Origin of the sequence: Clavibacter californiensis (assembly GCF_021952865.1) — a bacterium.
Classification (GTDB): Bacteria; Actinomycetota; Actinomycetes; order Actinomycetales; family Microbacteriaceae; genus Clavibacter; species Clavibacter californiensis.
Map to the genome: position 1 here is coordinate 756,701 of NZ_CP040792.1, position 22,899 is coordinate 779,599.

13 protein-coding genes are annotated in these 22,899 nt (G+C 71.4%); 3 read left to right on the top strand and 10 right to left on the bottom strand.

Translation table 11 applies throughout. The annotated features are described in order from the left end of the window. Positions 1 to 60: 60 nt before the first annotated feature. The 4 genes from FGD68_RS03905 to FGD68_RS03920 form a co-directional block, all read right to left on the bottom strand. A complete protein-coding gene (locus tag FGD68_RS03905; protein WP_182480860.1) occupies positions 61 to 3,339 on the bottom strand; it encodes a family 43 glycosylhydrolase in 3,279 nt (1,092 codons plus the stop codon). Positions 3,340 to 3,652: 313 nt separating this feature from the next. After that, a complete protein-coding gene (locus FGD68_RS03910) occupies positions 3,653 to 4,882 on the bottom strand; it encodes an MFS transporter (protein WP_119372149.1) in 1,230 nt (409 codons plus the stop codon). A 168-nt stretch (positions 4,883 to 5,050) separates the two neighbouring features. After that, the gene (locus FGD68_RS03915; RefSeq protein WP_147361589.1) at positions 5,051 to 5,605 is read right to left on the bottom strand and encodes a MarR family winged helix-turn-helix transcriptional regulator; all 555 of its coding nucleotides are present in this window, start codon (positions 5,603 to 5,605) and stop codon (positions 5,051 to 5,053) included. Positions 5,606 to 5,734: 129 nt separating this feature from the next. Continuing rightward, on the bottom strand, positions 5,735 to 6,286 hold the full coding sequence (locus FGD68_RS03920) for a hypothetical protein (RefSeq protein ID WP_237609807.1): 552 nt from the start codon (positions 6,284 to 6,286) through the stop codon (positions 5,735 to 5,737). 815 nt (positions 6,287 to 7,101) lie between these two features. Between FGD68_RS03920 and FGD68_RS03925 the strand changes: the two genes are divergently transcribed. The 3 genes from FGD68_RS03925 to FGD68_RS03935 all read left to right on the top strand — a co-directional run bounded on the left by FGD68_RS03925 (position 7,102) and on the right by FGD68_RS03935 (position 14,056). Further along, complete coding sequence (locus FGD68_RS03925) at positions 7,102 to 10,047, top strand: immunoglobulin-like domain-containing protein (protein WP_119372146.1); 2,946 nt, start codon at positions 7,102 to 7,104, stop codon at positions 10,045 to 10,047. Positions 10,048 to 10,271: 224 nt separating this feature from the next. Then, positions 10,272 to 13,760, top strand: a complete 3,489-nt coding sequence (locus FGD68_RS03930) for a family 43 glycosylhydrolase (RefSeq protein WP_237609808.1) — start codon at positions 10,272 to 10,274, stop codon at positions 13,758 to 13,760. A gap of 104 nt (positions 13,761 to 13,864) precedes the next feature. After that, a complete protein-coding gene (locus FGD68_RS03935) occupies positions 13,865 to 14,056 on the top strand; it encodes a hypothetical protein (protein ID WP_119372144.1) in 192 nt (63 codons plus the stop codon). Positions 14,057 to 14,565: 509 nt separating this feature from the next. On the opposite strand, the gene FGD68_RS03940 is transcribed toward FGD68_RS03935, so the two are convergent. From FGD68_RS03940 to FGD68_RS03965, 6 genes are all read right to left on the bottom strand, one after another. Beyond that, a complete protein-coding gene (locus FGD68_RS03940; protein WP_182480859.1) occupies positions 14,566 to 15,621 on the bottom strand; it encodes a WxL protein peptidoglycan domain-containing protein in 1,056 nt (351 codons plus the stop codon). A 134-nt stretch (positions 15,622 to 15,755) separates the two neighbouring features. Further along, entirely contained in the window at positions 15,756 to 16,382 is a 627-nt protein-coding gene (locus FGD68_RS03945; RefSeq protein ID WP_104235825.1) for a hypothetical protein, read from the bottom strand. Between the two features lie 70 nt (positions 16,383 to 16,452). Next, complete coding sequence (locus FGD68_RS03950; protein WP_220452690.1) at positions 16,453 to 18,903, bottom strand: family 43 glycosylhydrolase; 2,451 nt, start codon at positions 18,901 to 18,903, stop codon at positions 16,453 to 16,455. 202 nt (positions 18,904 to 19,105) lie between these two features. Continuing rightward, positions 19,106 to 20,143, bottom strand: a complete 1,038-nt coding sequence (locus FGD68_RS03955) for an ABC transporter permease subunit (RefSeq protein ID WP_104235826.1) — start codon at positions 20,141 to 20,143, stop codon at positions 19,106 to 19,108. Continuing rightward, positions 20,140 to 21,216, bottom strand: coding sequence for an ABC transporter permease (locus FGD68_RS03960; RefSeq protein WP_119372141.1), 1,077 nt, complete (start codon positions 21,214 to 21,216; stop codon positions 20,140 to 20,142). The genes FGD68_RS03955 and FGD68_RS03960 overlap by 4 nt, the downstream gene beginning before the upstream one ends. Continuing rightward, entirely contained in the window at positions 21,213 to 22,787 is a 1,575-nt protein-coding gene (locus tag FGD68_RS03965; RefSeq protein ID WP_119372140.1) for a sugar ABC transporter ATP-binding protein, read from the bottom strand. Before FGD68_RS03965 ends, FGD68_RS03960 begins: the two co-directional genes overlap by 4 nt. Between the last annotated feature and the right edge of the window lie 112 nt (positions 22,788 to 22,899).

Here is a 22,899-nt window from a genome sequence, read left to right on the forward strand (position 1 = left end):
CGGGTGGACGGGGTGCGGGGCGGACCTTCCGGTCAGCCCCGCACCTCGTCAGCCTCAGCCTCAGCCGCAGCGAGCGGCGGGATAGGCGGTGGTGACCGGCGTGCTGACGGTCCCCGCCACCGCAGTGCCGGACAGCGTTCCCGCGGTGATCGCCGTCGCCCGCGTGGTGATCGCCAGGGTGGCGGTCTTCTGCGCCCCGATGCTCTGCGTGCGCTCACCCCACGGCGTCGCCCAGGTGACGACCGTGGCTGCCCCGGTGTTCTTGGTGACGATCGTGACGACGGCCTTGCCCGAGACGCACCGCGACGTGGCGGTGGAGGTCACGGCCGAGGTAGCCGCACGGACGACGACCGTGGCGGTGACGGTCCGGTTCGCGGGCGCCACCTCCTGGTCCTTCGTCAGCGACAGGTCGAGCGTGCCGTTGGCGCGGACGTTGACCGCCTTGAACCAGGTGTTGCGGTCGGAGTCGAAGAGCCCGCCGGCGCCCTGCGGGTCCGTCGCCGTGTGCGGGTCCGGGTAGGGGCGGGCGTGGTACGCGAGCACCAGGTTCCCCGACTCGTCCTTGGCGAACGAGTTGTGGCCCGTGCCCGCCTGCTTCTTCGTGTAGTACGCGGTCTCGTCCGCCCCGATCCGCCCGGTGGACGTGTCGTTCGTGTCGAGCACCGGGAAGGCGGTCTGCTTCCAGCTGGCCGGGTCCTGGAGGTCCGCGTTCGCGGTCGTCGTGAGGAGCCCGAGGCTGTAGTACTTGTCGACCGTGCCGCCGGAGTAGGTGATCGAGATCGCATCACCCTGCTGCACCATGAAGGGCGCCTCGACGATGCCCTGGTCGGCTCCCTCGGAGGTGTCGCTGGGCGTGGGAGACCGCTTGCCGCTCTCCCAGGGCTGGGACTCGCTGTAGACCCGGGTCAGCTGGCCGTCGACGAGCGGGACGGTGCCCTTCGGGCCCATCTTGGCCTTGCCGATCAGGATCTGGCCCCCGTTGGGCATGATCCAGTAGCCCTGCTGGGCTCCGGCCTCCGTGCGCTCGAAGTAGCTGACGTCGAACGCGGCGCCGTCGAGGACGACGGGCTCGCCCCAATTGGACTGGTCGAGGAAGCCGCCGGCGGCGATCGACGCGTCCGTGCCCGTGTAGGGGATCATGACGGTGTTGTCGCACCAGCCGCCCACGGGGGCGTAGCCCTTGTTCATGCCGGCGACGATCCACCAGGTGCCGTTGATCTTGTGGAACTCCTGCGCCCAGATGTACCCGCCCCAGCCGTAGAAGGTGTTCGGGTACTGCGCCTGCTTGCCGGGTGTGCCCTTGTCGGGATCGATGACGATCTGCTCCGGCGCGTCCTGCAGCCCTGCGAGGGTCGTGGCGCGCTTGAGGCCGATCTTGCGGTAGCTCGAGCTCTCCTCGATCGGTCCGGTGGAGGGCTGGCCGTAGTGCGACCCGGTCAGGTAGTAGTAGCCGTCGTCGGGGTTCAAGAAGACGAACGGATCGGCGCGGGCGTCGCTGACCATCTCCTCGGGGTCCTGCTGGACGGTCCCGGAGACCTGGTACGTGCCCGGCTTGCTGGTGTCGACGCCGGAGAGGTCGTCCTGCCAGTCGACGTTCAGGCTCTTCTTCGACCCGTCGTTGTAGGTGAGGGAGGCCTGCTTCGGGAGGGCGGCGGCGACACCGCCGGCTCCGGCGCCCTGGGCGACGGAGGCGTCGATCTTCTCGACGCCCGTGTTCCGGAGGTCGACGTAGTTCTTGTAGAAGGTGTCGAACTCGGTGGTGGACAGCGCGAGATCGCTCGCCTGGTCCTGCGTGGCCCAGGACGGGAGTCCCGCGCCCTGGACGCCGAGGGATCGGACGTCGGCCTTCGACGTGACGCCGAGCGCGGTGCTCGTGGTCAGGTCCGCGAGGACCGTCACGCGACCCTCGCCGGTGAGCAGATCGGTCCAGAAGACCTTGTACTTCTGGCTGGTGGCGTCGAACACGATCCGCGGGTCGCTCACGACCGAGCCGGGGGCGATCCGCACGGCCCGCTGCTGGGTGAAGGTGCGTCCCTCGGGGGAGGTCCACACGTAGATGGAGTCGGTCGCGTTGTTCTGGGAGGAGACGGCGCCGAGAGCGCCGTTCGCGAAGCGGAAGAGGCCGGGGGATCCCACCTGGGCGTTCGGTCGCGCGCCCTGGTCGCCGTCGTTGCCGACGTACAGGATCGCCTGGGCGCGGTTCAACGGCTCCCAGGTGGTGCTGCCCGCGGGCAGCGCGGCGGCGTACAGGGCGTCCGCCCGGCGGTCGTCCTGGTACGCCAGCGGGTCGTCCTTCGTCCCGTCGGTGGTCGTCACCGTCTTGACGTACGTGGCGATCCGGCCGCCGGCGGCGGCGATGCGGCTGTCCCACCGGTACGTCTGGGCAGAGCCCTCGACGGTGGCGGTGAGCGTGACGGCCGCCGTCCCGGTGCCGAGCCCGGTGGTGTCCACCGCCCCGTTCGCCTGCACGCGGCTCGCGCCGGCGCCCGTGGCTGCCCATGTCACCTGCTTGCCGAGGACGCGCGAGGGGAGGTCGCCGAGCACGGTGGACGGGACTGCGAGGGCGGCTCCGACGTCGGAGGGCAGGGCCGTGGCCTCCGCGCCGAGCTCCGTGCCGGAGAGCGCCCGGTCGTAGATGCGCAGGTTGTCGACCAGGCCGGAGAAGTACTCGCCGCCACCCCAGTTCGCCTTGCCCACCTGCAGGACGCCGCCGGAGGATCCGAGGATCTGGGTCAGCGGGATCCCGGATGCGTTGACGGCGACCGGCTTCCTGTCGACGAAGAGCCGCGTCGTCGTCGCGGTGACCACCAGGTCCACGTGCTTCCACTCCGCGTTCGCCGCGGGGGCGTCCAGGTTGCCGGAGGTGTTGCGACCGGTGGCGTTGTCGTACCGCTCGACGGTGACCCCGGATGTGCGGTCGAGCACGCCGAGATAGTGCTCCTGGGCGTACTCCTGACGCGTGGCGGAGCGCGCCGCGAAGACCGTCCACCCGGCGTTCGCCGCCGAGTCGGGCTTGCTGTCGTACGAGATCGTCACACTCTGACGGCCGGCCAGCACGGCCTTGCCGTCGGTGGCGGTGAGGTCGAGCCACGACGAGGGGGAGATGCGCGCTGCCGTCCCCTGGCCCGTCTTGCCGGGGACGAGGTCCGGGGCACCGACGACGGAGGCACGCGTCGTGCGATCGACGAACGCCCCGCCGGTGGGGGCGGCGTCGAAGGTGAAGTCGGCGAGGAGGCTCTGCTCGGGCGACGGGACCGTGTCGGCCGCCGACGCGGCGACCACGGGCACGGCGCACGAGACCAGCAGCGCGATCGACGCCACGCCGGCCACGACGGGCACGCGCATGGTCCTCGGTTCGAGCCTCTTCGGTAGGGGGGACGTCGACATTGACGGTTCCTCTCCGGATTCACCCATGAACCCGACGCGGGGGAGCGGAGGCGCGAGCGCGCATCGCGAGTCGAGTGGGAGAGGACGTGAGGCCTCATCGACACGCTGAACGTAGTGCAGATTGTTCACGGTAACAAGAGCGTTGGTCGCTCAGTGCTCCTCGCTCCCCTGGCCCTCTCCTCGCCCGTGCCACCGGATGCAGGGCGGCCGGCGCCGTCGTCGTCGTCGTGCACCTCCTCGTCTCAGCGAGCTCCTCGCGGCGGTGCTACGCGGCGAGCTGCGCGCGGAAGCGCCGCCGGATGACCGCCGCCGTGACGAGACCTGCGGCGGTCACCCCCGCGGTGGTGAGGAAGACGGCGCTGGTGCCTGCGGTGCTGCCGATCGCGCCCGCGAGGATCGGGCCGGCGACCTGCCCGACGTACTGCGCGGACACGTTGTACCCCAGCACCAGCCCGACGCTCGTGTCGGGGAGGAGCCGCCGGATGGTCGCGACGACGCTCGGTGTGATCCCGCCCAGGGCGACGCCGGTGAGGAACCGCAGGATCGCGAACGTGACGAGGTCCGTCGCGAGCGCCTGCACCGCGAGGAGGAGCGTCGCGGCGACGAGGCTCACCACGAGGACCTGCATGTGCCCGATCCGGTCGGCCAGGCGTCCGAGGTTCGGGCCGGAGAGGATCGTGCCGAGCGCCGTGAGCGAGAAGACCACCGCGGACGAGATCGCCAGGCCGTCGGTGGAGCCGGTGAGGCTCTGGACGTGGGAGGCGATGATCGGCTCCACGGAGATCGTCGCGAACGTGAGCAGCGTCGACAGGCTCAGCAGGGCGAGGATCGCCAGCTTGTGCGGCACGGCGGCCCAGGACCCCGCTCGCCGCGAGCCGGCGCGTGCGGTGCCGTCCCGGGGGACCTCCCGGAGGAACACGCTGGTGCCGATGAAGGCGATGAAGATCAGTCCGCCCGTCGCCAGGAACGCGCCCTGCACGCCGATGGACTGCGCGAGGGTCCCCCCGATCAGCGGGCCGGCGATCGTGCCGGCCATGATCGCGGACGAGAGGACGCCGATGGCCCAGGCCGAGCGCTCCTTCGGGGTCTGGGCGGCCACGAGGATCGTCGATCCCGACGCGTAGCCGCCGAGGAGCCCGACGAGCAGGCGCAGCAGCACGAGCTGGGTCACGTCCTGGGCCAGTCCGATCAGGGACATGGCGATGGCCATGCCGAGGCTCGCGCGGATCAGCATGGGCTTCCGTCCGAACCGGTCACCGAGGTAGCCCCACAGCGGGGCCGTCAGCGCCGCGGTCAGGAACGTCGCCGCGTAGGCGATGCCGGACCAGAGGGTGGCCTCACGCGGGTCGTCGACGCCGAGGTCCCGGACGTAGAGGGGGAGGATCGGCAGGATCAACGTCATGCCGATGATCGTCGTGAACGAGCCGAGCGCGCACACGAGGAGGTTGCGGCGCCAGACGCGCGAGGCAGCAGGCGGTGGGGATGGATGGGTCATGAGCGGCTCCGTACGAGGGGGATCTGCGAAGGCAGCACGACCACCGCGACGGGGGCGCCTACCTGCTCAGGACCCGTCGCGGCGGAGAAGGAGCTGCCGCATGACCATGACGAGCTCACGATAGGGCACGGCCTCCGAGGGGCGGGGCCCATGCGACGTCGGGTGTCGTCAGCGGACAGCACCCTCGGACGGGCCGGGGCCGGGGCCGGGGCCGGGGCCGCGGTCTCCGGAGGCCAGGTCCTCGGACCGTCGCAGGTGCTCGATGCAGGCGATGAGATGCCGGGCGGAATCCGCACCCAGGCGCGGGCGCTCGTGGAGCGCCCGGCGCACCAGATCGACCCGTGCGCGGCCGATCCGATCCAGCATGTCGCGCCCCGCGGTCCCCAGGGTGAGGACGGAGTCGCCGTCGGCAGCGGCCTCGGTCACGTAGCCCTGGCGGATGAGCGACGCCAATCCCGGCGAGACCGCGGCGCGGGATGTGCGGCAGTCCCGCCCGAGATCCGTCCGCGTGACCCTTCCCGCACGGGCGATCGTCCGGAGGAGCAGGATCTGCAGCCCGGTCAGGGGCTCCCACCACGGAGTGGCCGACATGTGGAAGTCCTCAGCAAGCAGCATGACCGCGTCGATGAGGCGAGCGAGCGTCTCGTCGGACAGGTCGTCGGCGTACACGGCCGGCGTCGGCGGCGTCGACCCGTCGGCGGCGGGCCCGTGATCGGTCGTCATGGGCGTCCTCTCGTTCATCTGCGCCGCGATCGGCGGCGCCCCCGCCTCCCGCGAGCGGGCAGGCCCGGGTGTCGCCGATCGACGACGCCTCCGGTCTCGACGTGATCGAGTCGGAGGGGTCGGGTCGGACTAGAGCCCGTCGGCGAGCATGGCCTCCACCACGTCGACGTGACGGGTGAACGCGGCGTCGGAGAACTCGCTCGAGTAGTTCAGGCCGTAGGGCCACATGTGCGAGCCGCCGCAGGAGAGCCGCGCGCCGGACCCGTCGTACGACTGCACGAGCGCCGTCGCGGTCGGCCCGTTCCAGACGCCGCCGACGCAGTGCGCCGACCAGCCGCCGCTGAGGCCGACGCCGATGGTGTGCGAGATCTCGTGAAGGGCCGTGCCCTCGACCATGTAGCTGCGGTTCGACCCGAAGCGCAGGTCGCCGTTCGTGCTGCCCTCCGCCGTCGGGACGCCGGGTGCGTAGGAGACCTCGATCACCTTCGTGATGTCGGACTCGGCGTTGTACCGGGCGACGGCCTGGTCCATGGCGGCGGTGATGCGCGCATAGGCGTCCTGCTCGTCGGCGGTGGGATTCGCGGAGCGGACGAGGGTGTAGGTGATCTCCCCTTCGGCGGCCTGCGCGGGGAGCGCTCCGCCGAGGGTGGTGGCCGCCACGGCGGCGGCGATGAGGGTCATTGTGCGGAGGGAGTGTCGAGTGCGTCGTTGCATGCTGTTCTCCGATTCTTCGTCGTCGATGACGTCCCGGTGGATCCACCGGCTGGTTGTTCACGTTAACACTCTCGTTGGGGGAGATGCCAGGCGTCGCCGGAGGGACGCGGACGAGCGCTAGGAATACCGGACGAGAAGGCGGCCGACGCGCGTGCGCGGCGGTCCGGATGCAACGCCTGTGCGCCTCGCCGGGCGGGAGGTCGAGATCCGGCCGGGCGCTCTCGGACTCGGACGCTGGGCCACGTCGAGCACCCCGGCCAGGGACGTCGGGCAGGGGACCCGACTCCCTCGTGGGGAGATGGGGGAGCCGGTCGCGCGATCCGTGGCACGCGCACGTGTCCGGATCACGCCCGGACGACCACCACTGTTGTTCACGGTAACAAACATGGCTACAGTGACCGGCAGTGGTCGAGCGGGACACCGTCCCGTGCGAGACACCCCGATCTACCGGTTCGACGAAGAACCTGAGAGGACCGTCGATGACGACGATGCCGCACCTTCCCCCCGCCGATCGCTGCGCCCGCCCACCCGGACTCCATCGCGGCTAGCCCCGCCATCCGGCTGTCGCGCACGGGCTCCCGCTCGACTGCAGGGCGCACGGCCAGACGCCGCGACTCCCGCATCGGGTCCGCCACCGCGGTGATCGCCGCCGCCGCCGCCAGTCGGCGCCCGCGCCGCCCTGATCAGCGGAGCCCTTCCCCACCCGCACCCGCCGTCGACCCGTCGACCGGCGTGCGCCTCGACTCCCCTCCACCGCCATCCACCATGAAGAAGGAACCTCCATGTCACGAACCCTCCGGCAGGAGCGCACCCGGCGCTCACGCCTCCCTCGAGCGGGCGCCGCGCTGACGATCGCCGCCGTGTCCCTCGGCGGCGTGCTCGGCCCCATCGGCGCCGCCGGCGCGGCCGAGACCGTCCCCGCGCCCGCGCTGCAGTACTCGTTCGACGCCATCGACGCGACCCTCGGCAACGGTGCCGTGATCGCCGACGCGGCGCCGGGCAACCACCCCGGCACCCTCGTCAACGCCGGCGCGACCAGCGTCGCCGGCCCCTCCGGAGCTCCCGGCGATCGCGCGCTCTCGCTCCCGGGCGGATCCAGCACGTCCGCCGCCCCGCACGTCCGCATCGCGCCCGGGCTCATCCCCGCCGGCACGCAGGACGTGACGATGTCCGCCTGGCTCCGCTGGAGCGGCGCCCCCGACTGCACCTGGCCCTTCACCCTCGGCTCGAGCGTCGACTCCCACGTCCTCGCCACCACGAAGTGCGGACCCGCCGGGTTCGGCGCGATCAAGAACGGCTCCGAGGTGCGCGGCGCCGGCAACACGCCGGTCGCCACGGACCGCTGGGTGCACATGGCGGTCGTGGTCAAGGGCGGCCAGTCCGTCTCCACCTACTTCGACGGCGCTCTCGTCGGCCAGGGCAACACCTCCTCCACCGCCGCGTCCGCGATCGGCACCTCCACCTTCTCGGGCTTCCTCGGCAAGTCGTTCTACGGCGCGGACGCCTACTGGGCAGGAGCCATCGACGACATGGAGGTCTGGACCTCGGCGCTGACCGCCGGCCAGGTGCAGCAGAGCGCCGCCGGCGTGCACTCCGTGCTCGCGGGCAAGGACGCCACCATCTCGCTCGGTGACACCTCCTCCGTCACCGCGGACCTGACCCTGCCCACGACCGGTGCCAACGGCTCCGCGATCACCTGGGCATCGAGCGCCCCGGGCACCGTCAGCACCACCGGCATCGTGACCCGGCCCGCCGCGGGCAACCCGGACGCCGTCGTCACGCTGACCCCCACGGCCGTCCACGGCGGCACCTCCGTCGTCGGCCGGGCCACCACCGTCACCGTCCCGGCCTACGCCGCGGGCCAGACGGCCGAGTCCGAGCTCGCCCGGACCGTGGCCGACGCCGTCAGCGCCGACCCCGCACTCGCCGGACCGGTGCGCGGCAGCCTCACCCTGCCCGCGACCGGAGCCGACGTCGCCGCCACGGCCTCGCGGCCCGGCAGCTCGAGCGCCGTCATCACCTGGACCTCCTCGAACGAGGCCGTCATCTCCTCCGCCGACAAGGGCACCGCGCCGAACGTCGTCGTCAAGGGTGCGGTCACGCGACCGGCAGCCGACACGAGCGTCACGCTCACGGCGACGGTGACCGTCCCCGGCACGGCGGCCGTCGTGCGGCAGCTGACCCGCACCGTCCCGGCGGCGGCCCCCGTCGCCGCGAGCGACCTCGACGCGTACATGTTCGCCTACTTCACGGGCGACAGCGTCGAGGGCGAGAAGATCCGCTTCGCGACCTCCGACGGCAACGACTCGCTGAACTGGAAGACCCTCAACGACGCGCAGCCGATCCTCACCTCGACCCTCGGCACGAAGGGCCTGCGCGACCCGTTCATCCTCCGTTCCAAGGAGGGCGACCGCTTCTTCCTGATGGCCACCGACCTCTCCGTCGGCACCACCGGCTTCGGCGGATCGACCAACCGCGGCAGCCGCCACCTCGAGATCTGGGAGTCCACCGACCTCGTGAACTGGGGCCAGCAGCGCCACATCGAGGTCAACCTGCCCAACGCGGGCATGACCTGGGCGCCCGAGGCCAGCTACGACCCCACCATCGACGCCTACGTCGTCTACTGGACCTCGGCCCTGTTCACCGACAGCACGCGCAACGTCGAGGACGGCAACGGACCGCAGATCCTCACCTCCATCACCCGCGACTTCCGCGACTTCACCACCCCCGAGGTCTGGTTCAAGGCCGCTGACGTCCCCTCGCTCAACAAGAGCAACGGGCTCATCGACGCCACCATGCTGAAGGACGGCGACACCTACTACCGGTTCACGAAGGGCACGCAGACCACCGGCTGCCCCTCACCCGACATCATCGGACAGAAGTCGACGAACCTGCGCGCCACCACCGCCTCCGGAGCCTGGAGCCTGATCGACACCTGCATCGGCCGCGACGCCGGGACGCCGGAGGTCGAGGGCCCCGAGATCTTCAAGGCCAACGAGGGCGACCGGGCGGGGTACAAGTACTTCCTCTGGACCGACAACTACGGCGGACGCGGCTACATCCCGCTCGGCACCAACTCGCTCGAGGGCGACATCAAGTGGACGATCCCCGGCAGCTTCTCGCTGCCGGCCTCGCCCCGCCACGGATCCGTCATCTCCATCACCGCGAAGGAGCGCGACGCGCTCGCGGCGAAGTGGAACCCGTCGCTCCTGGTCACCTCGATCGACGCGGTCGCCCGCACCGTGCCGGCCGGATCGACCACCGTCGACCTGCCCGCCACCGTGGGCGCGTCGTTCAAGGACGGGCACCGCGAGACGGTCGCCGTGACGTGGGAGACCCCCGACCTGAGCTCGCTCAAGAAGGCCGGCGACACCGTCCAGGTCCGCGGCCAGCTCGCCAACTCGGCGGCGACCCCGGCGATCACGACCGTCACGGCGACGGCTCCTCCCGGACCCGCCGTCCAGGCCTCGGCCTCCAGCCGATGCGTCGCCAGCAAGGTCACGGTGACGGGCACCGCCACCAACGCCAGCGACACGACCGTCGAGCTCACGGTGACCTCGCCGTGGGGGAGCAAGACGTTCACGGGCGTCGCCCCCGGCAAGACCGTCACCGCGGCGTTCAGCACCCGCGCCGTCTCCATCGGCGCCGGCGAGCTGAGCGTCACGTCGAAGGCCGCCTCCGGCTCCCGGACGGTGACCGCGCCGTACGCGGCGATCGCCTGCCGCTAGACCGGGATCCGGGAGGGGACCTGATCCCCCTCCCGGATCTCATCCACCCCGGAGCCTGAGGCTCCCACCCCGCGGGGAGCACGGACCGCACGGCCCGTGCTCCCCGCCCCACCCCTGACGGAAGTTGACGAACGATGCGGTTCCGACGCACGACGGCCCTCATGGTCGCCGCGACACTGACAGCGGGGGGTGCTGCGCTCAGCAGCGCGCCCGCTCAGGCCGCGGTGCCCAGCCCGATCCTCTCCTACGACTTCGCCTCGACCGCCGCAGCGGGATCCGCCGTCGCCGCGGGGACGGGCTTCACCGACTCCGTCGCCGGCCGGTCCGCCACGGTCCGCGGTACCGGCGCCACCACGGTCGCCGGCCCGCGCGGCGGTACCGACCGCGCGCTCCGCCTCCCGGGAGGCGCGGCAGGGAGCTCCGCCGCGTTCGCCGAGATCGCGCCGGGCCTCACCTCGGCCTCGACCACCGACATCACGATGTCGGCCTGGCTGCGCTGGGACGGCGGTCAGAGCTGCAGCTGGGCGTACTCGCTCGGACAGTCGACCGAGCGGTACCTCTTCACCACGCCGGAGTGCGGCGGGAACCTCATCGGCGCCGTGAAGAACGGCTCCGAGCAGCGCGCGGCGGACACCGGTCCGGCGGCATCCGGTCGATGGAGCCACGTCGCCGTCGTGCTCCGCAGCGGCGTCAGCGTGTCGACCTACGTCGACGGCCGGCTCGCGCAGACGACCCCGACCTCCGCCACCGGCGCGGCCACCATCGGCACCGCGACCTTCTCCGGCCTGCTGGGCAAGTCGCTCTTCGGACCCGACCCCCTCTTCGCCGGCGCTCTGGATGACGTGCACGTGTATCCCGCGGCGCTCTCGCAGGACCAGGTGCGCGAGGACGCGGCCCCCGCGGCCTCCGTCATCGCGGCGTCGGACGCCGCGGCGGCGACCATCTCGGTGACCGAGCCCGTCACGGGTGACATCGCCCTCCCCACGCGCGGCGCGGGCGGCTCGGTCCTCACGTGGACGAGCAGCGACCCGTCGGTGATCGGCACCGACGGGACCGTGCGCCGCCCGGCACCCGGATCCGCGAACGCCACCGTGCGCCTGACGCCGACAGCGACCTTCGCCGGAGCCAGCGCCACCGGCACCGTGCGCTCGGTGACCGTCGCCGCGGACACGGAGGCCGACGCGACCGCGCGCCTGCGCACGGCCCTCGTCGTCCCCCTGACCGTCGCATCCGGCACCGCGCTGCCCACCGTCGCCGGGTACACGGTGTCGTGGAGCGCCGACGGCTCCGACCTGTCCGGCGGACGCCTCGTCAACGACACGGCGACCGACCGGGCGCTCGCGGTCACCGCGACCGTCAAGGTCGGCGCCACCACGCTGACGAAGACGTTCCGCACCACGATCCTCAGCGCCAGCACGGCCAAGACCGTCGTCGCCTACACCCGCACGCCCACCGGCGAGCTCAAGGCCAACCAGGACACGGTCGCCCGCAGCATGCACCTGGCCCTGGGCGCGTCCGCCGGCACGGCGACCGCGCTGGCAGGCAACAACGGCGTCCTCTACGCCGACGGCGTCTTCGTCGGGACCGACAAGGTGGAGAACCGCGCCATCGCCGCGCCGTCGCTGTTCACCTTCGCCGACGGGACCGTCGGCGTGCTCGCCACCCGCGTCCGGGACAACGGCGCCCCCGACGGCACCGAGGCCTCGAGCGCGCTCGTGTTCAAGGCCACCGACGCCACCGCGACGGACTTCACCGAGCTCGGCCTGATCGACCTCGGCACCACCGGAGGCGTCGTCTCGCCCCGCGCGGTGTACGACACCGACCAGAAGCGCTACCTGGTCTCGTGGACGGACGCGGCCGGAGCCGCGAAGTACACGACCGTCACGGATCTCGCCCGCACCGAGCTCCGCGCCCAGCCCTTCTGGCCGAAGGACGGCGGCCGCAGGAGCGTCGTCGTGACCGACGGGAACCGCGGCGCGGTCCTCGGCGGGAGCCCCGCCACTGTCGCGGGCCCCGACCTCTCCGGATTCGCCGGGCGGGTCGCCGACGCCCTCCCGGGCGGCGCGCTGACGGTCTCGGCCTCGACGGCCGACGCGCTGACGAAGGCGTTCGGCCGCACGGTCAACACCGGCTCGTTGGTCGCTCCGCAGACGATCGACCAGGGGGGCACCGCCGCCCTGTCCGGCGTGAAGGCCCGGCTGTCCTACGCCGACGGGTCGACCGGCAGCCTCGGCGTCGACTGGAACGCGCAGCAGCTCGCCGACCTCGCCACCAAGGGGCCGGGCACGTACGACCTCTCCGGCACCGTCCGCCAGCGGCAGTACGCCGAGCCGTTCGCGTACAACCGCGCCGACCCGACCATCTACCGGTACGAGCGCGGCGGCAAGACGCAGTACCTCTTCACCGCGACCGACGACACGGCCAACGACAACGTCGCCTCCCAGCACCTCCCGATCCGGGTGGCGGACTCCATCGCCCAGCTCAGCGACGACGCCGGCGGCCGCGGCCGCGAGGTCGACCTGCTCAACCGCACGACGCGGAAGGACCGCACCGCCGAGGGCAGGGTGATCGCGGGCTGCTACTGGGCCCCCGAGATCCACGAGATCGGCGGCAAGCTCTCCATCCTGTTCGCCCCGTGCTTCAACCCCGACGACGACCAGTCGAACCAGGGCGGCGCGTGGTTCACCGTGCAGGCGCACATCATGCAGCTGCGCGACGGCGGCGACCCCGCGAACCCCGCGGACTGGTCGGCGCCCCGCGCGGTGGTGAAGAGCGACTCGAGCCCGCTCGGCCGCAGCGGCACGGGACGCAACATCAGCCTCGACATGACCTACTTCGAGTCCGGCGGGACCGCGTACTACGCGTGGTCACAGCGGTACCTCGACGGCGGCATCAGCGATCCCGCGACCTGGATCGCCAAGGTGGACCCGGCGAACCCCACTCGCGTGATCGGCGAGCCCACCCCGATCGTCGTCCCCTCGCTGACGTTCGAGGACCATCTCGCCGAGGGCGCGTTCGCCATCCAGCGCGACGGGCGGATCACCCTCGTGTACTCCAGCAGCGGCGTCAGCCCGAAGTACATCGTGGGCGGAGCCTGGGCCGCGGAGGGGAGCGACCTGACCGACATCGCGAGCTGGACCAAGTACGACGCTGCGCTGCTGTCGAGCGTCCCCATGCCCGACGGCGTCGTCGACTACCGCACCTACGAGCAGGGGCCCGGCCACGGCGCCGTCACGCAGGACGAGGACGGCAACGACGTGTACGTGTACCACACGTGGGGCAACGGGGTCGGCGGGGACGGACGCGACACCCGGCTGATCCGCATCCACTACGCCGCCGACGGCCGACCGGTGTTCGACGTCACCCCCGACGAGGAGGTCGCGCCGGCCTTCCGGTCCGTCACGACCAAGGTGACCGTCCGATCGAACGTGACCGTCTCCTCGGCTGCCTCGACGCGGTGCGTCAGCGGCAAGGTCGTGCTGAGCACCGTGGTGAAGAACGAGGGACCCGCTGCGATCGACGTCACCACCGAGACCGCCTACGGCACGAAGACCGTGAGGGCTGTCGCTCCCGGAGCGTCGGCGACGACCGCCACCACCACGCGGGCGGTCTCCATCGCGGCAGGGACGGTCGCGGTCACCGCATCGACCGCGGGAAGCACGACGAGCACCGTGCAGCAGAGCGCCGGCTACGCCGCGCGCAGCTGCCGCTGACCGGGGAGGGAGCAGGCCATCGACAGGCCTGCTCCCTCTCCGGCTCGACCCGCACCACCGCCGCCGAGGACGCCGGTCCCACCGACACGATGAGGAGCCTGGACATGCACCCCCACCACGCCGTCACCGCCGCGCTCGCCTGCGGACTCCTGACCGCCGCCGTCGTGCTCGCGCCGACGTGCGCCGACCAGGACGACCACGGTCAGGATGCGGTCGACCGCATCCTCGACGCGATGGACGTCGGGGGCGACCACGACGTCCTGCTGATCAACGGCAACGCGTTCCCTCTCCTGTAGACGGCCCTTCGAGGCCGCCGTGCTGACCGGGTCGGTCCTCGCGCCGCGGGGATGCGCACGGCGCCGTGATCCGTGATCCGCGGTCCGCGATCCGTGAGCCGTGATCCGCGATCCCTGATCCGCGGTCCGATGGGCCGTCCGATGGGCCGTCCGACAGAACGTTTCCGCCACCCGCTCGCCTACCGTGTCCGGCGAGGACCGCCGTGGACGGGCGGACAGGCCGCGTGCGCTCCCGGGGCAGTGCGGGACTAGGACGGAGCGGGAGGATCACCGCCCGGTGGGCGTCGACCGTCCGACCGTCTCCTGTACCCCGCATCACCCGCGATGCCCCGCCCGCGACGTCACACGACGACCGGCATCACGGGTCCGGCGCATGCGGCACGCAGGATCGAGGCCCGCGCGGCTGGCGGCAGCAGGGCATCGACGGGGCCGGCCCGAAGGCGCATCCCGGCGATGCCCGACCGTCGAGGGCAGGGGGAGACGACCCATGGGGGAGGTCGCCGAGCGCGTCAGACGGAGGCGGCGGCGCTTCCGTCATCCGGGCGGCCGCTCCCCGCGGCCTCGCGCCGTCCCTCCTCCTTGGCCTGCTGCACGAGCGCGACGACACGGCGGCGCGAGCGCGAGCGGCCGACGAGGACGGCGGCGAGGATGAGCGCGACGCCGAGCAGGACGAGCAGCTGCGCCCAGGGGATGGCGACGACCGTCGTCGACGCGGTGACCGGGTCCACGGAAGCGGGCTCCGCTCCATCGAGCGCGACGACCGTCGGCGTGACCGTCAGGTCGGCCCCGACCAGGAACAGCGGCCAGACCCCGTCCAGGGGGATCGACACCGCGCGGCGATCGCCCGGCAGGAGCTCCTGCTGAGCGGCGTCCCCGGCGACGATGGGGGCCGAGGCGCCCTGTGCCGACGCGGTCCCGCCGACCAGCAGGCGCACGTTGCCGGTGTTGACGACCTCGGCGTCGAGGGTGACCGAGCCGGGTCGGAAGGGATTCCACGAGGGGTGGTACTCGGAGCGCGCGCTCTCGATGGCGACGCCCGGGGTGACATCACCGGTCACGCGCGTCATCACGCGGAAGCCGATGCGGCTCTCGACGCCGACGGAGGCGCCGGAGGCGTCGGCGCCGGCGGAGATCAGGGAGGCCGCGATGCCCGCGGCGTGGTCGCCGGGTTCGGCGTCCTCGGGGACGGTGACGGTGAAGGGGACGATGGCGGTGGCGCCCGGCTCCACGGTCACGGACTCGGGAGCCGAGATCCACGTGCCGGCATCGACGGACGGGGTGTCCGAGGGGAGCATGTTGAAGCGGCCCGTGTCGGTGAAGTAGCCGTCGGCGGCGTCGACGCGGAAGGTCACGGTCTGGTCGCTGAGATTGCGGACGGCCGCCTCCTCGTCCGCGGTCGCGCCGGGCGCGAGGTCGAGCTCGATCCAGGACCGTTCGTCGGGGGCGCCGTCCGTCGCCGGACTCACGGCCCACGTGACGTCCTCGGCCGCGCTGGCCGGGGGCGCGGCGCCCAACGTGAGCCCCGCGGCCACGAGGGCGACCATCGAGCGCCCGAACACCGTCATGCGGCCCTCGGAACGGGGGGAGCGTCGTCGACCGGTCATGGGCACCTCGGGGTCTCGCGGAGGGAAGGGGGAAGCGGCCGGGCACAGGGGGGCGTGCCCGGCCGCGGCTGGGGTGAGGTCGTGCGTCGGGAACGCTACTCGAAGAGCGAGAGCGTGATGGTGGAGCTGTAGTCGCCGGCGTCCACGGTGGCGGGGGTCTTCAGGGTGAGCCCGGCGTTCGCGGTCCAGGAACCCTCTCCTGCGATGGCGGCGGAGTCGTCGGTGATCGCCAGGAGCTCCTGGTCGACGAGGCCGACGCCGTCCGGGCCGCCGTCGATGGCGGTGTCCACGACGTCACCCTCGGCGACGAGGCCGCTGTCGCCTCCATCGATGAGGTTCGGGGCCCAGCCGAGGTTCTCGGCGCCGATCGTGCTCTGGCCGTCGGTCGACACGAAGTCGCTCGCGCTGCCGAGGACGTACCAGCCGGCACCCGCGGGGATGTCGGCGGGATCGCGCGTGTCGGTGACCGTCACGGTCGGCAGGGTGCCGGTGAACTGGCGGACGGCGGCGGTGGAGCCGTCCTCCGTCAGCGCTGCGGACGAGCCGGCGACCGACATGGAGAGGGCGCCGCCACCGGCGAGCGGGGCGATCCCGACGGTGACGTCGACGTCGTTGGTGTCGACCTGGGACTCGGCGGCGACCGCTGTCCCGGCGACGCCGAGGAGCAGGAGCCCTCCGGCGACGCCTGCGGCTCCGCGGGTGAGGAAGGAGCGGGTGTTCATTTCGGGTGTTCTCCGTTCTGCGCCGGCAGCATCGCCGACTCGTTGTGGTGGTGAGGGGTGGAACCTGGGATCAGCCGCAGCTGGCGGCGGGATAGGGGGCGACGGTGGTCGCGGTCGCGGGCTTCCCCGAGACGAAGGCCGTCGCGGATGCGCTCGCCGAGCCGCCGGCGATGCTCGCCTCACGGGTGGTGAACGCGTGCACGGCGCTCTTGCCGGCGGCGATCTCCGCGATCGACTTCGTGCCGTAGGCCGTGCTGATGGCCGCCTTCACGGGGAAGGGGTTCGGGTTGGTGACGGTGACCGACAGGACCACCCGGCCCTGCACGCAGCGCGTGCTGCTCGAGGCGGTGACGGTGATGGGGGAGGCGGCGGCCTCGGCGATCGGGCCGACCTGCGCGGACTGGGTGGATGGCGACCACTGCGGCTTCGCAGCAGTGACCGCGACCGACACGATCGTCCCCTTGTCGGAGGCCGTGAGCGTGTAGGTCGAGGCGGTCGCGCCGGGGATCGCCGTGCCCGCGCGCTTCCACTGGTAGGCGGTGGCGGTCCAGGGCGAGGAGGCGACCGCGGTGAGCGTGCTGCCCACCGTCGCCGTGCCGGTGATCGACGCCGCGAGCGGCGCGGAATCCTGCACCCGCTGCGGGCTCACCCCCTGCAGCGTGGGCTTCACCTTCTCCATGAGCCCGGTCGTGGGGGAGAACGTGACCCGGTCGAGCGTCGTCTCACGGTGGGTGCCGTCGCCGCCGGCGAAGGCGAAGCGGTGGTACGCGATGTACCAGTCGTCGGTGCCCGGGACGTTGATGATCGAGTTGTGGCCGGTGGCGAGGATGCCCTGGCTGGGGTCCTTCTCCAGGACCACGCCCCGGTAGGTCCACGGTCCGCCGATGCTCGTCGCGGTGGCGTAGCCGATGCGGTAGTTCTCGGAGCCGGTGTCGTCGATGGAGTAGGTCAGGTGGTAGAGCCCGTCGCGCACGTTCACGAAGGCGCCCTCGCGGAAGTCGGTGAGGCCGTCGATCCGCTTGATCGTGCCGGACTTGACCGAGAGCATGTCGTCCGACAGCTCGGCGTACAGGGGCACGCCGTTGCCCCAGAAGAGGTACGACTTCCCTGTCGCCGGATCGGTGAACGCGGCCGGGTCGATGGCCTGACCGGAGTTCACGGACTCGCCGTTGGTGATCATGGCCGTCGGCTGCGCGGTGAACGGCCCTGTCGGGCTGTCGGCGACCGCGACGCCGATCGTCTTGCGGTTGAGCGCGGCGTTCTGGCCGGAGAAGTAGAAGTAGTACTTCCCGCCCTTCTCGATGATGGTCGGCGCCCAGGCGTTGCCGACGGCCCAGGGGACGTTGCCGTTCGCGCCGTCGAGGGTGATGATGGGTTGGCTCGAGCGGGTCCAGTCGACGAGGTCCTTCGACGACCAGACGAAGAACTGGTTGCCGCCCCACCCGGGGAGGCCGTCGGTGGTCGCGTAGAGGTAGTAGGTGTCGCCGAAGACTGCGATGTTGGGGTCGGCGTACAGGCCCGGGATGGAGGGGCTGTTCATCGTGATCGCCTTCAGCGTCCAGGTGGTCGTCGGCCCGCCGTCCGAGGGCGTCAGCACGACCGTCTTCGGGCTGGACAGGTCCCGGACCGTCCCGGATGCCGGGTTGGCGGTGACCCCCGCCGCGGTCGTGAAGGTCGGGGTCAGCGAGGTCAGCGGCACCCCGGGCTTCACCGGGAAGGTGACCACGTGGTTGACGGAGTCGATGATCGGCGCCGTCTTGAGGACGTCCCCGGAGAGCGTGGCGTCCGCCAGGATCGTCGTGTTGCCGGAGGCGGCGAGCACCTCGGTCGAGGTGAGCGCCCGGTCGTAGATGGCGAATTCGCGGATCTGGCCGCGGAAGCGGTTGTCGGCGTCGTAGTTCGAGCGGCCGATGTAGTTGGCCGTCGTACGGCCGCCGCCGATGTCCTTCGGGTCGATGGTCACGGTGGAGCTGCCCACCTTCACGCCGTCGAGGTAGATGGTGGCCGTCGTGCCGGCCAGCGTGTAGGTGAGGTGCGCCCAGGTTCCGCGCGGCACGGCCCTGCCCTGCGACACCGTCTGCTCCGACCGGTAGTCGCCGGTCGTGATGCTGGTGCGGTAGCCGTCACCCGAGGTGAAGAGGTATCCGTTCCCCGCACCAGAGGTGGTGTTGCCGAGGCCGTAGATGAAGTACGGCGTGGCCTGGGCGGGATCGATCCAGACGTCGGCCTCGACCGTGATGTCGGTGATGCCGGCGAGCAGGTCGTCGGGGAGGTCCACGTAGTCGTCGACGCCGTCGAGGCGCAGGGCGCCGTCCTGCCGCGTGGCGCCGCCGACGATCTGCCCGTCGCGGCCGTTGCCGCTGCTGTCGACGACGGATGTCCCGGAGCCCGAAGCGAAGTCGTAGCGCAGGATCGCGCCTGCGGGATCGCCCGGCGCGGCGGACGCCGCCGATGCGACGAACAGGGGAGCTGTGAGGGCGACGGCTGTCGCGAGGACGAGCGGACGCAGGAAGGGCTTCATCGCACTTGCTCCTAGTTCGGCATCATTGCAGAGGAGAGCTGACGGGACATCAACGATGTTCACGGTAACACCAAGTTGGGGCGGGCGCGATAGCCAGTGTCGGCAGACTCCTACTGGGATCGCGCGGGGATCCGCAGGACGTCCGACGCCCCCTCCCCGCGCGTGCGGTCGAGGGGGCGTCGTCGAGCGGGACCGTGCCGGATCAGGTCTTGCTGCGGGCCATCACCGCGCGCTGCAGGAGCACGAACACCAGCAGGATCCCGCCGGTGATGATGGTGGTCGCCTCGGGCGGGATGCCGCCGTCACGGGTGATCAGCACGTTCATCAGGCCGAGCACCATCGCTCCCACGACGGAGCCGAGGACGAAGCCGACGCCGCCGGTGAGCAGGGTGCCGCCGATGACGGTCGCCGCGATCGCGTCGAGCTCCCATCCGGTGCCGGTGATGTTCTGCGCGCTGCCGAGGCGAGCGGTGTAGACGACGCCGGCGAGACCGGCGAGCGTGCCGCTGATCACGTAGATGAGCAGCTTCGCGCGGAGGACCGGCAGGCCCATCAGCGCGGACGACTGCTCGGAGCCGCCCATCGCGTAGACCGTGCGCCCGATCCGGGTGCGGTGCAGCACGAAGAACGCCACGGCCACGACCACCACCGCGATGATCACGCCGGGGCTGATGACGAAGTCGTTGACCTTCGGTCCGTCGATCAGCTTGATCGGCGCCGCCAGCGCGAGCACCGGCGAGTCGTCGGCGAGGCGCTCCGGCACTGTGCTCAGCATCGAGGCGAGCCCCCGAGCCAGGAACATCATCGCCAGCGTCGCGATGAACGGCTGCACGTTGAAGTACTGGATCAGGATGCCCGACACCAAGCCGAACGCGGAGCCGATGAGGACCATGAGGAGGAGGACGACCCAGGGGTTCCAGCCGGCGTTGATCAGGAGCACGCCGCTGACGCTGCTGAAGGCGATGACGGCACCGACGGACAGGTCGATCCCGCCGGTCAGGATCACGAAGGTGAGCCCCACCGCGAGGATGATCAGGTGCGCGTTGTTGACCAGGAGGTTCGACAGCGTGCTGGCCTGCAGGATGCGGCCGTAGGCCGCCTCGCCGTAGAGGAGCATGCCGACGAAGATGACGAGGGCCGCCACGGTCGGCAGCTTCTCGCGGTGCTGGCTGAGGTAGGACCGGACGGTGGTGCGCTCGGGGGCCGCCTGCGGGGCGGGTCGGGTCAGCAGGGCGCTCATGCGGGGATCGACTCTTTCTGCGGGGCGCGACGACGCGCTTCGCGGCGGTGGGAGAAGGCGGAGCGGACGCGCTCGGACTGCAGGAGGCAGAGGGCGACGATCACGATCGCCTTGAAGGCCGGCGTCGCGGAGGAGGAGACGCCGAGGAAGACCACGGTCTTGTCGAGGGTCGCGATCAGGATCGCTCCGACCGCGGCTCCGGCGATGTTGAACTTGCCGCCCGCGAGCGAGGTGCCGCCGATGACGACGGCGAGGATCGCGTCGAGCTCGAGCTGGTACCCGGTGCGGGAGGTGTCGACGGTCATGACGCTCGCGGTGGCGAAGACCCCCGCCACTCCGGCGAGGATGCCGCTGCTGATGTAGGCGGTGAGCAGCAGCGCTCGGCGGTTGAGGCCCGCGAGGCGGGCGGCCTTGGCGTCCATGCCGATGGCCTCGAGCATCAGACCGAGCGCGCTCCGGCGGACCAGGAGCCCGACCGCGATGACGATCGCGATGGCGAGGAGGAACACGACCGGGAGGCCGAAGACGTAGCCGTTGGCCAGCCAGCGGAAGGGCTCGTTGGTGGCGGCCGTGTTCTGGCCCCCGGTGATCACCTTCGCGAGGCCTCGACCGGCGAGCATCACGACGAGCGTGCTGATGAAGGGCTGGAGGCCGACCACCGAGACCAGGATGCCGTTGATGGCGCCGAGGACGGCGCTGATGAGCAGGGCCAGGCCCAACGCGCCGGCCGCGGCCCCGAGCGAGTCGGGGGCGCCGGCGGCGTTCAGGAACTCCATCGACACGGCGCCGGCGACCACCATGATCGAGCCGACCGAGAGGTCGATGCCGCCGGTCGCGATGACGAGGCACATGCCGACCGCGATCATCAGGATCGGTGCCGCCGCCCGGGCGATGTCGATCAGGTTGCCGACGAAGTAGCCCGTGCTCGGACTCGTCGAGATCGCGAGGTACCCCGGGTCCTTCGCGACGTTGACCAGGAGGAGGAGGAGGATCGCGACGGCGCCCCCGAACCACTGCCTGCGGACGAGGCCGGTCAGGAGCGAGGGCCTGTTCGTCCGGGTGTCGGTGCTCATGATGATGCCTCCTGCATGGTGCCCTCGAGGACGACGACGTCCTCGTCGACGACTCCCTCTGCTGCGATGGTGTTGACGATCGACTCCGGCGTCACCGCGGAGTCGTTGAGGATCTGCGCGATCACACGGTGGTCCTTGAGCACGATGATGCGGTCGCTGAGGCGGACCACCTCGTCGAGCTCGGAGGAGATGAAGACGACGGCGACGCCCTCACCGGCGAGAGCGACGATCTTCTCCTGGATCTCCGCCTTGGCGCCGACGTCGATGCCGCGCGTGGGCTCGTCCAGGATGAGGATCTCCGGCTTGGTGGCCAGCCAGCGGCCGAGGAGGACCTTCTGCTGGTTCCCGCCGGAGAGCTTGCTGATCGGGCGATCGGGATCGGCGGGGCGGACGTTGAGCTCGACCAGGTACTTGTCGACGATCTCGTCCTTCTCCTTCTTGGAGAGGGGTCGGGCCCAGCCGCGCTTGGCCTGGACCGCGAGGATGAGGTTCTCCCGGACCGAGAGGTCCCGGATGATGCCCTCGTCTCGGCGGTTCTCGCTCGCGAAGGCGATCTTGTGCGCGAGTCCGGCGGTCGGGGTCGGCACGTCGACCTTCTTGCCGTGCAGGGTGATGTCACCCGTCTCGGGCTTGTCGACGCCGTAGATCAGGCGCGCGAGCTCGGTGCGGCCCGAGCCGAGGAGCCCGGCGAACCCGACGACCTCCCCGCGATGCAGGGTGAGGTCGGTGGGTTCGATCGAGCCCTTCCGTCCCAGGCCCTTCGCCGAGTAGAGCGGTGCGTCCGAGTAGAGGTGGTCGCTGCCCTCGCGCTCGGCGTCGAGGGAGCGCAGCGCCGCGATGTCCTTGCCGATCATCTTGGAGATGAGCGAGGTGCGGTCGAGCTCGGCGGTGAGGTACTCGCCGATGTACTTCCCGTTGCGCAGCACCGTGAGACGGTCGCTGATCGCGTAGACCTGGTCGAGGAAGTGCGACACGAACAGGATCGCGACACCCTCCGACCGAAGCCGCCGGATGACGACGAAGAGGTTCTCCACCTCGTTCGCGTCCAGGCTCGAGGTCGGCTCGTCGAGGATCAGGACCTTCGACTCGCTCACCGTCGAGCGGCTGATCGCGACGAGCTGCTGCATGGCGATCGAGAGGGTCGAAAGGGAGTGGCGGGTGTTGAGGTGGTCCAGCCCGAGCTTGGCGAGGGCGACCTCGGCCGCCGCGTGCGTGGCCTTCCAGTCGATGCCGAACCGGCCGCGGACCTCGTAGCCGAGCATCACGTTCTCCCCGATGGAGAGGTTCGAGACGAGGTTGACCTCCTGGTAGACGGTGGAGATGCCGGCGGCCTGTGCGTCAGCGGTGCCGGTGAGGCGTCGCGGCGAGCCGCCGATGACGATCTCGCCGCTGTCGATGCGGTAGACACCGGTCAGGGCCTTGATGAGGGTCGACTTGCCGGCGCCGTTCTCGCCCATGAGCGTGTGGACCTCCCCCGGGAAGAGGCGGAAGTCGACGCCGTCGAGCGCCTTGACGCCGGGGAAGCTGATCGAGATGTTCTTCATCTTGACGATCGGAGGTGAGGCGATCATGTCGCGTCCTTCCGTTGTGGAGCAGAGCGGACCGGAGCGGACACGCCGATGGAGCGGATCGCGCGGGGCCAGGAGGTGATCCGGACCCCGCGCGATCCGCGGGAGGGGTGGT